We start from the raw sequence: 12,041 nt of genomic DNA, 5'->3' as shown, positions 1-12,041 counted from the left end.
CCTGCCCTCAACTGGGTCGTTCGTCGGAGGAGTGCTGATCACGCCCATGTCCCCATCCCCTCCGCTCGCCGGACGCCGGATCCGTGCCGCCGTCATCGGCACGGGTGCCATCGCCCGCGGCTCCCACCTGCCGGCGCTCGCCCAGCTCGCGGCGGAGGGGGAGACCGAAGTCGTCGCCGCCGTCGACGTCGATGCCGGCGCGGCCGAGGCATTCTGCGCCGAGGGCGGGATCGCGCACGCCTACACCGACCTGGAGCGCATGCTCGCGGAGCAGCGCCCCGACCTGGTGGCGATCTGCACCCCGCCGACCCTGCACCGCGAGCAGAGCGTGGCGGCGCTGCGCGCCGGCGCCTGGGTGTGGTGCGAGAAGCCGCCCGTGCCGACCCTCGCCGACTACGACGCCGTGGTCGCCGAGGAGGGGGCCGGGAGCGGGCCGTACTCCTCGATCGTCTTCCAGCACCGCTTCGGCTCCGGTTCCCATCACGTACGGCGACTGCTCGCCGAGCAGGCGATGGGGCGGCCGCTCGTCGCACACTGCCAGACGACCTGGTATCGCGACACGGCCTATTACGCCGTTCCGTGGCGCGGACGCTGGCAGACGGAGGGCGGCGGCCCCGCCATGGGCCACGGCATCCACCAGATGGACCTCCTGCTCGACCTCCTCGGACCGTGGAGCGAGGTGCGGGCCATGGCCGGCCGGCTCGTCCACGACGTGGAGACGGAGGATGTGTCCACCGCCCTGGTCCGGTTCGAGAACGGCGCCATGTCCACGATCGTGAACAGCGTCCTCAGCCCTGACGAGGTCAGCCGCATCCGCATCGACTGCGAGGACGCCACGGTGGAGCTGACCCACCTCTACGGCCACAGAAACGCGAACTGGCGTATCACCCCGGCCCGGCACGTCCCCGCGGCACGGGCCGCCGCCTGGCAGGACTTCGGTTTGGACGTGCCCAGCTCCCACCTGGCCCAGCTGCGCTCGCTCGTCGCGAGCATGCGGGCGGGGGAGCGGCCGCGCGGCAGCGGCGCCGACGGGCGCACCAGCCTGGAACTGGTCAGCGCGCTGTACAAGTCGGCGTTCACCGACGTGACGGTGAAGCGGGGCGAGATCGGGCCCGGGGACCCGTTCTACACGGCCCTGCACGGGGGCGCTCCCGGCTGGGCCCCCGGTGTTGCGGGCGCCGTCCGGCCCACCGGCGTGGCCGTCGGCGTCCGTGAGGTGTCGGCATGACCGGGCTGCGTCTGGTCCACATCCACGGCGACCGCGTCACCGTGACCGATCCGGACAGCGGCGTCGAACTGCTCGCGTACGTCTACCGGCCCGAGGCGGCCTGGGAGGCGCCGAAGCCGTACATCCACCCGCTGCGCACCCTCGCGGGTGATGTCGTCACCGACTACCGGCCCAACGACCACCGGTGGCACAAGGGGCTGTCGCTGACCGCCTCGCACCTTTCGGGCGCCAACCTGTGGGGCGGCAACAGCTACGTCCACGGCGAGGGGTATCTGGAACTCCCGGAGCGCGTCGGCTCGATGGCGCACGTCGGCTTCGACGAGGTCGCGGCCGACGGCGACCGCGTCGTCGTCGCCGAGCGGCTGACCTGGCATCCGCACGGCGGGGAGCTGTGGGCCGAGGAGCGGCGCCGGATCGAGGTGCACGACGTGGACCGGGCCGCCGGTTCCTGGGCGCTGACCTGGTCCAGCGCGATCACCAACCGCCGCGAGGAGCCGCTGCGGTTCGGCAGTCCGACCACCGCCGGGCGGGAGAGGGCCGGCTATACGGGCCTGTTCTGGCGCGGCCCGCGTGCCTTCCGCGACGGCCGGATCATCGGCCCCGAGGGGGAGGGGCCCGGCCTGATGGGAACCCAGGGCCCCTGGCTGGCGCTGTCCGGCGAGCACGACGGCACCGACGGTCACGCCACGGTCGTCTTCGCGCACGCCCCCGAGAACGATCAGTTTGGTGACGCGGGAGCCCACCCCGCGCACTGGTTCGTCCGCAACGAGCCCTTCGCCGGCATCGCCCCGTCCTGGGCCTTCCACGACGAACTGGAGCTGGCCCCCGGCGACACCCTCACCCGCCGCTACCGGGTGGTCGTGGCGGACGGCGCCTGGGAGCGGAAGGAGATCGGCGCGTATCTGGCGGCGCATCCCTGGTGAGTGGGGGCGCGCGGTGAGTGGCCGCGCGCGTGCGGTGATTGGGTGCGGGCCGGAAGGCTGTGGCGGTGAGGTGCGGGCCGGCGTTCGGGGGGTGCCGACGGGCCGGGAGCTCCTGAGCTCGCCGGCTCCCGTGCTGCCGTACCGCAGCCGGCGCTCGGCTCCGTCGGTCGGGTGGACCGCGCCGCGACGTCGGCGTACCTGGATCACCCCCGGCTCGTGCGAGGGCTGATCCGGAGCAGGAGCTACGCGGCTGTCGGGCCGGTCACCGTCCAGCCGGGGGTCTGCGGGTGGGCGGACAGGTCCTCGTGGTGCACCGGGGCGCCGCAGGCCGCGCAGGTGACCACGGGCAGCATCTCGTGGCCGCAGACGTGCTCGACGACCATGGGGCGGTCGTCGTCCGGGCGGAGGTGGCGGTCGCCCCACGCCATGAGGGTCAGCATGACCGGCTCCAGTTCGAGCCCCGCCTGTGTGGGCCGGTACTCGAAGCGCTGCGGGCGCTCGCTGTAGACGCGCTTGGTGAGGATCCCCGCGTCCACGAGCCGCCGCAGACGGGTGGCCAGGATGTCGCGCGGTGCGCCGATGTTGCGCACGAGCTGGTCGAAACGGCCGTTGCCCAGGCACACCTCCCGCAGGACGAGCAGGGAGTACTTCTCGCCGACGAGCGCCAGGGAGTCGGCGATGGAACAGGGGCGTGGGTCTTTGGTGGAGGCGGCCATGCCGTTCAGTCTAGGGGAGGGTTGGATTTTCCAACTCTGGGCGCTATGGTGAGTTTGGATTTCCTACTCACCGGTAATGGCCACGCCCGGCGGACAGTCACCGCCCCGGCGGCCAAGGAGGCCCGCACATGCGTGACGCAGTCATCGTCGAAGCCGTACGCACCCCGATCGGCAAGGGCAAGCCGAACGGGTCTCTCGCGCACGTCCACCCCGTCGAACTTCTCGCCCACACCCTGCGCACCCTCGTCGAGCGCTCCGGCGTCGACCCGGCGCTCATCGACGACGTCATCGGCGGCACCGTCGACCAGGTCGGCGAGCAGGCCATGAACACCACCCGCTACGCCGCCCTCTCGGCGGGCTTCCCGGAGACGGTGCCCGCGACCACCGTCGACCGGCAGTGCGGCTCCTCCCAGCAGGCCGTGCACTTCGCGGCGCAAGGTGTCATCTCCGGCGCCTACGACCTCGTCGTGGCCTGTGGCGTGGAGTCGATGAGCCGGGTGCCGATGTGGTCCAACGTGCCGCCCGGCAAGGATCCCTTCGGCCCCGGCATCGCCGCGCGCTACCCGGAGGGCCTGGTCCCGCAGGGCATCAGTGCCGAACTCATCTCCGCGAAGTGGTCGATCACGCGCGAGCAGATGGACTCCTTCGCCGTCTCCTCGCACCACAAGGCCGCCGCGGCCTGGCAGAAGGGACTCTTCGACGCCGAGGTCGCACCCCTGGACGGCGTCGCGCGCGACGAGTGCGTCCGCCCGGACAGCACCCTGGACGTCCTGGCGGGGCTGCGGCCCGCCTACCACGACGCCGCCTTCGCGGAGCGCTTCCCGCAGATCGAGTGGAACGTCACCGCGGGCAACGCCAGTCCGATCAACGACGGGGCCTCCGCCGTGCTGATCACCTCCGGCGAGACCGCCGCCCGGCTCGGCCTGCGTCCGCTGGCCCGCCTGCACAGCTTCGCCGTCACCGGCTCCGACCCGCTGCTGATGCTCACCGGCGTCATCCCGGCCACCGAGAAGGTGCTGCGCCGGGCGCATCTGAGCCTGGACGACATCGACCTGTTCGAGGTCAACGAGGCGTTCTCCAGCGTCGTACTCTCCTGGGCGCAGGAGACCGGCGCCGACCTGGACAAGGTCAACGTGCACGGCGGCGCCATCGCGCTCGGCCACCCGCTGGGCGCGAGCGGCACCCGGCTGACGACGACCCTCGTCCACGCCATGCGCGAACGCGGCGCCCGCTACGCCCTCCAGACGATGTGCGAGGCGGGCGGTCTCGCCAACGCGATGATCCTCGAGGGCGTCTGACGCACGGCGAACCTCTCGGGAGACCCGCACACGGCAGAAGTCCCAGGACTCCCCGGACCTCCGGCGCGCCTCCCCGGAGGTGTCAAGTGTCAGCCGAGGTGTCAGCGGCGGCGCAGGTGGTGGCGTTTGCGCCAGGCCACCACCGCGCCCACCGCGGCGGGCAGGCCGATGGCCGCCAGCGCGACGAGGAAGAGCGGCGAGGAAGGGGACGAGGCGGTCGCCCCGGCGACGACGTACGCGGCCGTGTTGGGGACCGAACCCAGCGCGGTCGCGGCCAGGAACGGCAACCAGCCCATGCGCGAGACGGCCGCGCAGTAGTTCGCCGCCCAGAACGGCACCCCCGGGAACAGCCGGGCCGCCAGCATCGACCGCAGCCCGTGCCGGCTCAACTGGCCGTCCGCCGCCTGCAGAAGCCGCCCCCGCAGCAGGGGCCGCAGCGCGTCCTGCCCGAGGATCCGGCCGAGCCCGAAGGCGAGCCCGGCGCCCAGCACCGTGCCCGACAGCGCGGCGCCGAGGCCCAGTTGTGAGCCCAACAGCGCTCCGGCGGCCAGGTTCAGCAACGGCCGTGGCACGAACGCCACCGTGCACAGCCCGTATGCCACCGCGAAGACCGACGCCGCGGCGACACCGCCCAGGTGGGGTGGCCAGCCCTGCGAGAGCAGCCGCTGCGGTTCGAGGAGCAGCACGCTCGACGCGGCCGCCGCGAGCAGGGTGACCAGCAGCGAGAACCGCACCCACGGCGAGAGAAGCGCTCTCGTGGAGCGCGTCGCGAACCCGGCCGAGGCCGGCGCGACGGCGGGAACGGGGGTGAGCGGTACGGGGACGACCAGCTCGGTGGCGACGGCCCGGGGAGAGGCCGTGGCGGTGCCCCCAGAGCGGGTGTGGGCATCGGGCATCCGGCGACACTAACCGAAGGACATGTGTGATCGCCGTATGGTTCGTCTCATGACCGTGACCGGAGCGGGAACGGCGGATGTACCGCCGAGCGCTCTCGCCGACACCGTCCTGGAGCGGCTGACCGCGGCGTACGGCGCGGCGGCCGACCCCGCCAGGGCGGCGGCCATGCGCGCGTACATGAAGGACGTGTCCCCCTTCCTGGGAATCCCCACGCCCGAGCGGCGGGCCCTGTCCCGGTCCGTCCTCGCCGGTCTGTCCCGCCCGGACGAGGCCGACTGCACGGCGATCGGCCTGCGCTGCTGGGCACTCCCGGAGCGCGAGTACCACTACTTCGCCGTGGACTACCTTCGCCGGTACGCCGGACGCTGCTCCTCCGCGTTCCTGCCCGTCGTCCGCCGGCTCGTCACGACGGTCTCCTGGTGGGACACCGTCGACCTGCTCGCCGTCCATGTCGTCGGGCCGCTCGTCGCCGCCGACCCGCGCCTGACCGCGGAGATGGACGCCTGGATCACGGACGACGACCTGTGGGTCGCCCGTACCGCCCTGCTCCACCAGCTCGGATACAAGGACCGCACCGACGCCGGCCGTCTCTTCGGCTACTGCCTGCGCCAGTCCGGCCACCCCGACTTCTTCGTCCGCAAGGCGATCGGCTGGTCCCTGCGCGAGTACGCGAAGACCGACCCGGACGCCGTCCGTGACTTCCTCGCCCGCGAACGGGGGCGCTTCGCTCCGCTGACCGTGCGCGAGGCCCTGAAGAACATCGGGGCGTAACCCGGCCCGATGGGCGACGGCCGGCCGGCCCCCGCCCGCCTGGGAAAACCGTTCGACACCGGTTCCACCGTCGGCGAGTATCGACCCATGTTCCGGTACGCCTTCCTCCTCGCGGTATCCGCAGTCGCGGATACGCCGAAGGCTGCCGTCCCCGTTCTCGTGGCCGCTGTCGACGGCGCCCGAAGCTGACCCTCTCCGGATCGACCGGCGGACCCCGCAGGGGGAGGGTCGGTGAGTTCTCCGGGGTCCCCGTCCCGGCCGGCGCGTCCGTCGCCGCCGGGGCCGTCGTACAGCACCCTTTCGAGAGCTTCGAGGTATCGCCATGCCCAAGACGGCTTACGTGCGCACGAAACCGCACCTGAACATCGGCACCATGGGTCACGTCGACCACGGCAAGACCACACTCACCGCCGCCATCACCAAAGTCCTCGCCGAGCGCGGGGCCGGCACCTTCGTGCCCTTCGACCGCATCGACCGCGCCCCCGAGGAGGCGGCGCGCGGCATCACCATCAACATCGCGCACGTCGAGTACGAGACCGACACCCGGCACTACGCGCACGTAGACATGCCCGGTCACGCCGACTACATCAAGAACATGGTGACCGGGGCCGCGCAGCTCGACGGGGCGATCCTCGTCGTCTCCGCGCTCGACGGGATCATGCCGCAGACCGCCGAACACGTCCTCCTCGCCCGTCAGGTGGGCGTCGACCACATCGTCGTCGCCCTCAACAAGGCCGACGCGGGCGACGAGGAGCTGATCGACCTCGTCGAACTGGAGGTCCGTGACCTGCTCACCGCGCACGGCTACGGCGGTGACTCCGCGCCCGTCGTACGGGTCTCGGGGCTCAGGGCGCTGGAGGGCGACCCGCGCTGGGCGGCGTCGATCGACGCGCTGCTCGACGCCGTGGACACCTATGTGCCGATGCCCGAGCGGTATGTGGACGCTCCGTTCCTGCTCCCCGTGGAGAACGTGCTCACCATCACCGGGCGCGGCACGGTCGTCACCGGTGCCGTGGAGCGCGGCACGGTCCGCGTCGGCGACCGTGTCGACGTGCTCGGCGCCGGCGTCGAGTCGGTGGTGACCGGCCTGGAGACCTTCGGCAAGCCCATGGAGGAGGCGCAGGCCGGCGACAACGTGGCGCTGCTCCTGCGGGGCGTGCCGCGGGACGCCGTACGGCGCGGGCACGTGGTGGCCGTGCCGGGGAGCGTGGTGCCCAGCCGGCGCTTCACGGCGCGGGTGTACGTGCTGTCCACCCGGGAGGGCGGGCGCTCGACGCCGCTCTCCACGGGGTACCGGCCGCAGTTCTACATCCGTACGGCGGACGTGGTCGGGGATGTCGACCTCGGTGAGGCCGCGGTCGCGCGCCCCGGTGACACGGTCACCATGACCGTCGAGCTGGGACGCGAGATGCCACTGGAGCCCGGCCTCGGCTTCGCCGTCCGTGAGGGCGGCCGGACCGTGGCGGCGGGAACGGTGACGGCCGTGGAGTGACGGCCGTGGAGTGACGGCCGTGCTGTGACGTCCGTGCTGTGAGGTCGCCGGAGTGACGGCGGCGGAGTGACGGCGGCGGACACGCGCGCGTGGGTGACCGCGGGACCGGTGCGGGACCGGTCCCCCGGTGCCCCGTGCCCGTGCGGTGCCCGGTGCTGCCGTGGGCCGGGCACCAGTTGGCGCACAGGCACAATGTCAGGGTGAACGACTCCATACCCGTCACCCGAGCCGTCGACCACGGCACCGCCAAGCTGATGCCCGACGTCGACCGGGAGCGGGCCTGGCTGCTGACGGTGGACGGGGCGCCGCAGTCGTACGTCGACCTCGACGAGCCCACGCACCTGGAGTTCGAGTACACCCGTCGGCTCGGGCACGTCCTGGACACCGTGGCCGAGGACGGCCGGCCGCTGGACGTGCTGCACCTCGGCGGCGGAGCGTTCACCCTGCCCCGGTACCTGGCCGCCACCCGTCCGGGCTCGCGGCAGGACGTGGTGGAGGCCGACCAGGGCCTGCTGGACCTCGTGGCGCGGCACCTGCCGGTCCCGGCCGGCACCGGTATCACCCTGCACGCGGCCGACGCGCGGGCCTGGCTGGAGACGGCCCCGGCCGAATCCGCCGATGTCCTCGTGGCCGACGTCTTCGGCGGCTCCCGCGTCCCCGCCCACCTCACGACCCTGTCCTACGCCCGCGAGACCGGGCGGGTGCTGCGCGCGGACGGCGTCTATCTGGCCAACCTCGCGGACGCCGCGCCCTTCGCCTTCCTGCGCTCCCAACTCGCCACGTTCGCCGAGGTGTTCGAGCATCTCGCGGTCGTCGCCGAACCGGCGGTCCTGCGTGGCCGCCGGTTCGGGAACACCGTCCTCATCGCCGCCCACCACCCCCTCGACGTGCCGCCGCTGGCCCGCCGTACGGCCTCCGACGCCTTCCCCGCCCGCGTCGAACACGGCCCGCCCCTGCGCGAGTTCATCGGCGACGCCTCTCCCGTGACCGAGGAGGCGGCGGTCCCGTCACCGGTGCCGCCGTCCGGGGCGTTCGGGATCGGGTGAGTCAACCCTCGTCCGAGGGCGCCGCGGCCGGGGCCGGGGCCGGCTTCACAGGGCTCCCGTCGGGGTCCGTCACGGCCGGGTGTCCGGCCACCGGCTTCGTACGGCGGGTCAGGTCGCGTACGTCCTGTACGCACAGGACCGCCGCCGTCACCACGACGACCAGGACGGAACAGCCCCACAGGGACGCCGTGCGGCCGAAGAGGGACTCGGAGGGGCCGGCGAGGGCCATGGCCAGGGGAACCAGCGCGACCGAGCCGAACCAGTCGTAGGCCGAGACGCGGGAGAGCTTGTCCTCCGGGATCTCCTGATGGAGGGCGGTCATCCAGGACACGCCGAACACCTCCAGCGCGACCCCGGTCAGGAACATCACCGTGCACAGGAGGGCGACCGGTACCGGCACGGCGAGGGCCGCCGAGGGCAGGGCCAGCGGGAACACGCAGAGGGTGCCGACGAAGAGCAGGCGGCGCGGTTTCCAGCGGGTCATCAGCACGGCGCCGGCCACCGTGCCGGCACCGAAGAAGCCGAGGGCGAGGCCCCAGGGGCCCGCCCCGCCCAGATGGTCCCGGGCGACGAGAGGGCCGTAGACCGCGTCGGCGGCTCCGACGACGGCGTTGGCGACGGAGAACTGCAGGACGATGCCCCACAGCCACGGGCGGCCGCTGAACTCCCGCCAGCCCTCGCGCAGATCGGAGAGCAGGCCGCCGCCCTGACCGCGCGCCGGGATGTGCCCCACGTCGAGGAACGCGCGCAGGGACCCGGCGACCGCGAAGGCGGCGGCGTCCGCCGCGAGGACCCAGCCCGGGCCGATCACCGCGACCATGGCGCCGCCGAGGGCCGCGCCACCGACGCCCGCGCCCTGCATCGCCATCCGGAACACCGCGAACGCCCGGCCGGCCTGCTCGCCCCGCACCGAGGACATCAGCATGCCCTCGGCGGCCGGGCTGAAGAACGCCTGCCCGGTGCCGCCGAGCGCGGTCAGCAGCATCATCTGCCACAGCCGCGGCTCGCCGGTCAGGACGAGCGCGGCGAACGCGGCCTGCGACACACAGTTGAGGGCGTTGGCCGCGACCATCACCCGGTGCCGAGGCAGCCGGTCGGCGATCGCGCCGCCGATCAGCAGGAACAGCACCAGCGGCAGGGTGCGGGCCGCCGCCACCAGACCGACGTCCCCGCCGTCCCCGCCGGCTTCGATGACGGCGAACGCGGCGGCGATGAGGGCCCCGTGGCTGCCGAGGCTCGTGACGAACGCGGCAGCCGTCAGCAGGCTGTAGTTGCGGCCGGCCCAGGAGGGTCTGCGCAGGCGGGGGCGGGGGTCGGCGGCTGAGGTCACCGGCCGACTATCCCCGCCCGGTCACCGATCTGCCAAACCGATAATCGGACTCGTCAGCCCGACTCGTCTACCGGACCCGTTTCTCGGACCCGGTCTTCGGACCCGGTCATCGGACCCGGTCATCGGTTCGGCGTGCGGCGGTGGGGTCTCAGCCTCCGGTCGGCTCCCCGTGCAGCCGCACCGTGGCGAGGATCTGCATGATGGTCGCCTTGGGCAGTTCGTCCTTGACGCCCTTGGCGCCGTACAGGTTCCACGACACGTAGTCGCTGTTGGAGTTCTTGAACCCGAAGGTGATCGCCTTGCCGTCGCTGTCGCACTTGCCCTTCTGGGGCGTGTTCGTGGACTGCGCCCACGCGTAGCTGCCCACGATGCCCGAGGCCGTGGTGAAGGGGGTGGCCTTCTTCTCGGTACTGATGCTCTTGCGGTCCGGCTCGGTGTAGCCGCCGAACACCCACCAGGCCGGCGTGTTGAGGGCGATCTCGTCCGTGCTCTTGGCCCCTTCGGCACCCTTGCTGCCGACCATGGCCAGCGCGGTGTCGTCGGTCTTGCCGTCCTTGTCGTCGTCGGACGTGCACCACTTCGACTTGTACTCGGCCGTACCCGACTGAATGATCGCGTCGTAGCCGTCGGGCTGCTCCTTGTCCTCCCACTCGAAGCCCTGGCTCAGGCCGGGCGACTGGACCTCCCAGTCCGCGGGGACGTCGAAGGCGATGCCCCACTTGGGGTTCACGACGACCTTCCAGCCCGCGACGGTCGGCTTCTCGGTCTCGGTGCCGCGCGGGTTGTCGCCGCTGCCCGACGAACCGGAGGAGGCGGAGGCCGAGCCGCTCGGCTCGTCGGACACCGACGGGCTGGCACTGGCCTTGCCCTTGGCCTCCGGCTTCTCGTCCTCGTCGCCGCCCAGCACCAGGAATCCGGTGACACCGGCGGCCACGACGACCGCCGCGGCCGCCACGATGGCGATCACCTTCGTCCGGATTCCGCCGCCACCGCCGGGCTGCGGGGTCCCAGGGACCCCCGGCGTGCCCCACTGGGGCGTGGGCGGGTACGGGTTGGGCTGCTGCTGGAAACCGGGTTGCTGATACGGATTCGGCTGCTGGTATCCCGGCTGCTGGTACGGGTTGTTCTGCGCCTGCGGGTTCTGCTCTCCCCCGGGCGGCTGCTGTCCTGGCCACATGGCCAGAAACCCTAGTGCCGTCCATGACACGAACAGGTCACCGCCCCTCGTCAGTGCCGTACCGAATCGGCCTCGGAGCCCGATCTGAGACGAAGACCGCACTCCGCGGCCCTGGTCAGCGAAGGCTACTCGTGGGTAACCTCCCGGCATGAGCGCAGACCAGATGTCCATCGGTGAGATGCTCGCCGCCACCGTGCCCATGGCCCGGACCCTGAACCTCCAGTTCCTGGAGACCGGGCCGGAGAAGGCCGTGGTGGCTCTGCCGGATCAGGGGGCGTTCCACAACCACGTGGGCGGGCCGCACGCCGGTGCGATGTTCACGCTCGGCGAGTCCGCGAGCGGGGCGATCGTGCTCGCCGCGTTCGGGGACCAGCTCTCACGGGCGGTGCCGCTCGCCGTCCGTGCCGAAATCGGTTACCGCAAGCTCGCGATGGGGCCTGTCACGGCGACGGCGACCCTGGGGCGCCCGGCCGCCGAGGTGGTCGCCGAACTCGACGCGGGGGAGCGGCCCGAGTTCCCGGTCGCGATCGAGATCCGCCGCGCGGACGGGGCTGTCACGGGCGAGATGACGGTGGTGTGGACCCTGCGGCCCAACGGCTGAGCGCACGGTTTCGGGGGAGGGCCCCGGCGCGGCTACGGCCGCCCCGGGGTTCTTTGCTTCGAGGTCGAGGGCCCCGACGCGGGACGCGGGCGTCAACAGACCCGTGCAGACCGGACCTTGGCCGCAGCCGCAGCCGTAGCCACGTGGCCGTAGCCACGTGGCCGTAGCCGGATTCATCGGCCGCAGCCCGGAGTCCCGGTGTCTCGGGGGAAGGGTTTCCGGCGGAACTTGGAGATTCCGTGTGGCCTCCGGCTTTTCCCGCACACAAGTTGGTGCTGCCGCCCGGGTGAATTTCGAATGGGGGTGCGGATACCGGCGGTAACTAATCTGGAACGCTCACGTTTTGAACAACGGTCACTCGAACGCCTTGTTTCCCGTGAGGCGCCTGTGCGAAGGTGAGCCTCCCCCCGGGCCAGGTCGATCAGGACAACACGCCTGGCCGGACCAAAAGTACGCACCAATCAGGCACCTGCTTTCCGACGGACGCGTATTCGTGTGCCGTTCGCCGAATCGGAAGGAAACGGTTCCGTGCAGTCCCCGAACCCCCCACGCCCGCCCTACC

At 72.2% G+C, this 12,041-nt stretch carries 11 protein-coding genes; 7 read left to right on the top strand and 4 right to left on the bottom strand.

Annotated elements, in window-relative coordinates; genetic code table 11:
- Positions 1-46: 46 nt before the first annotated feature.
- A complete protein-coding gene (locus P1P75_RS15530) occupies positions 47-1,228 on the top strand; it encodes a Gfo/Idh/MocA family oxidoreductase (RefSeq protein WP_319255600.1) in 1,182 nt (393 codons plus the stop codon).
- The gene (locus tag P1P75_RS15525; protein WP_319255599.1) at positions 1,225-2,151 is read left to right on the top strand and encodes a PmoA family protein; all 927 of its coding nucleotides are present in this window, start codon (positions 1,225-1,227) and stop codon (positions 2,149-2,151) included. Before P1P75_RS15530 ends, P1P75_RS15525 begins: the two co-directional genes overlap by 4 nt.
- 242 nt (positions 2,152-2,393) lie before the next feature.
- On the opposite strand, the gene P1P75_RS15520 is transcribed toward P1P75_RS15525, so the two are convergent.
- Positions 2,394-2,867, bottom strand: coding sequence for a helix-turn-helix domain-containing protein (locus P1P75_RS15520; protein ID WP_319255597.1), 474 nt, complete (start codon positions 2,865-2,867; stop codon positions 2,394-2,396).
- Positions 2,868-2,995: 128 nt separating this feature from the next.
- On the opposite strand from P1P75_RS15520, the gene P1P75_RS15515 reads away from it, so the two are divergent.
- Positions 2,996-4,165: a thiolase family protein gene (locus tag P1P75_RS15515; protein ID WP_319255594.1), complete on the top strand. Its 1,170-nt coding sequence runs from the start codon at positions 2,996-2,998 to the stop codon at positions 4,163-4,165.
- A gap of 101 nt (positions 4,166-4,266) precedes the next feature.
- On the opposite strand, the gene P1P75_RS15510 is transcribed toward P1P75_RS15515, so the two are convergent.
- Positions 4,267-5,061, bottom strand: a complete 795-nt coding sequence (locus P1P75_RS15510; RefSeq protein ID WP_319255592.1) for a VTT domain-containing protein — start codon at positions 5,059-5,061, stop codon at positions 4,267-4,269.
- A gap of 49 nt (positions 5,062-5,110) precedes the next feature.
- Here P1P75_RS15510 and P1P75_RS15505 point away from each other — a divergent pair, with 49 nt between their 5' ends.
- The 3 genes from P1P75_RS15505 (at position 5,111) to P1P75_RS15495 (ending at position 8,371) form a co-directional block, all read left to right on the top strand.
- Complete coding sequence (locus P1P75_RS15505) at positions 5,111-5,833, top strand: DNA alkylation repair protein (protein ID WP_319255590.1); 723 nt, start codon at positions 5,111-5,113, stop codon at positions 5,831-5,833.
- A 322-nt stretch (positions 5,834-6,155) separates the two neighbouring features.
- Entirely contained in the window at positions 6,156-7,325 is a 1,170-nt protein-coding gene (gene tuf, locus P1P75_RS15500) for an elongation factor Tu (protein WP_319255587.1), read from the top strand.
- A 200-nt stretch (positions 7,326-7,525) separates the two neighbouring features.
- Complete coding sequence (locus tag P1P75_RS15495) at positions 7,526-8,371, top strand: fused MFS/spermidine synthase (protein WP_319255585.1); 846 nt, start codon at positions 7,526-7,528, stop codon at positions 8,369-8,371.
- Position 8,372: 1 nt separating this feature from the next.
- Here P1P75_RS15495 and P1P75_RS15490 read toward each other — a convergent pair whose 3' ends face one another.
- Both P1P75_RS15490 and P1P75_RS15485 read right to left on the bottom strand, forming a co-directional pair.
- Positions 8,373-9,701 (bottom strand): MFS transporter, encoded by a 1,329-nt coding sequence (locus P1P75_RS15490; protein WP_319255583.1) that lies wholly within the window; start codon positions 9,699-9,701, stop codon positions 8,373-8,375.
- A 148-nt stretch (positions 9,702-9,849) separates the two neighbouring features.
- The gene (locus P1P75_RS15485) at positions 9,850-10,878 is read right to left on the bottom strand and encodes a hypothetical protein (RefSeq protein ID WP_319255581.1); all 1,029 of its coding nucleotides are present in this window, start codon (positions 10,876-10,878) and stop codon (positions 9,850-9,852) included.
- A gap of 163 nt (positions 10,879-11,041) precedes the next feature.
- Here P1P75_RS15485 and P1P75_RS15480 point away from each other — a divergent pair, with 163 nt between their 5' ends.
- The gene (locus P1P75_RS15480; protein ID WP_086770477.1) at positions 11,042-11,479 is read left to right on the top strand and encodes a DUF4442 domain-containing protein; all 438 of its coding nucleotides are present in this window, start codon (positions 11,042-11,044) and stop codon (positions 11,477-11,479) included.
- Positions 11,480-12,041 lie beyond the last annotated feature (562 nt).

Origin of the sequence: Streptomyces sp. ID05-39B (genome assembly GCF_033794725.1) — a bacterium.
In the GTDB taxonomy this organism is placed as follows: domain Bacteria; phylum Actinomycetota; class Actinomycetes; order Streptomycetales; family Streptomycetaceae; genus Streptomyces; species Streptomyces bobili.
Note: the sequence above shows the minus strand (reverse complement) of the source record. Positions and strands in the feature narration are given on the sequence as shown.

Bases quoted from the DNA above. Each gene is read 5' to 3' on its own strand.
- P1P75_RS15530 (WP_319255600.1), top strand. From the start codon at position 47: ATGTCCCCATCCCCTCCGCTCGCCGGACGCCGGATCCGTGCCGCCGTC.
- P1P75_RS15525 (WP_319255599.1), top strand. From the start codon at position 1,225: ATGACCGGGCTGCGTCTGGTCCACATCCACGGCGACCGCGTCACCGTG.
- P1P75_RS15520 (WP_319255597.1), bottom strand. From the start codon at position 2,867: ATGGCCGCCTCCACCAAAGACCCACGCCCCTGTTCCATCGCCGACTCC.
- P1P75_RS15515 (WP_319255594.1), top strand. From the start codon at position 2,996: ATGCGTGACGCAGTCATCGTCGAAGCCGTACGCACCCCGATCGGCAAG.
- P1P75_RS15510 (WP_319255592.1), bottom strand. From the start codon at position 5,061: ATGCCCGATGCCCACACCCGCTCTGGGGGCACCGCCACGGCCTCTCCC.
- P1P75_RS15505 (WP_319255590.1), top strand. From the start codon at position 5,111: ATGACCGTGACCGGAGCGGGAACGGCGGATGTACCGCCGAGCGCTCTC.
- tuf (WP_319255587.1), top strand. From the start codon at position 6,156: ATGCCCAAGACGGCTTACGTGCGCACGAAACCGCACCTGAACATCGGC.
- P1P75_RS15485 (WP_319255581.1), bottom strand. From the start codon at position 10,878: ATGTGGCCAGGACAGCAGCCGCCCGGGGGAGAGCAGAACCCGCAGGCG.
- P1P75_RS15480 (WP_086770477.1), top strand. From the start codon at position 11,042: ATGTCCATCGGTGAGATGCTCGCCGCCACCGTGCCCATGGCCCGGACC.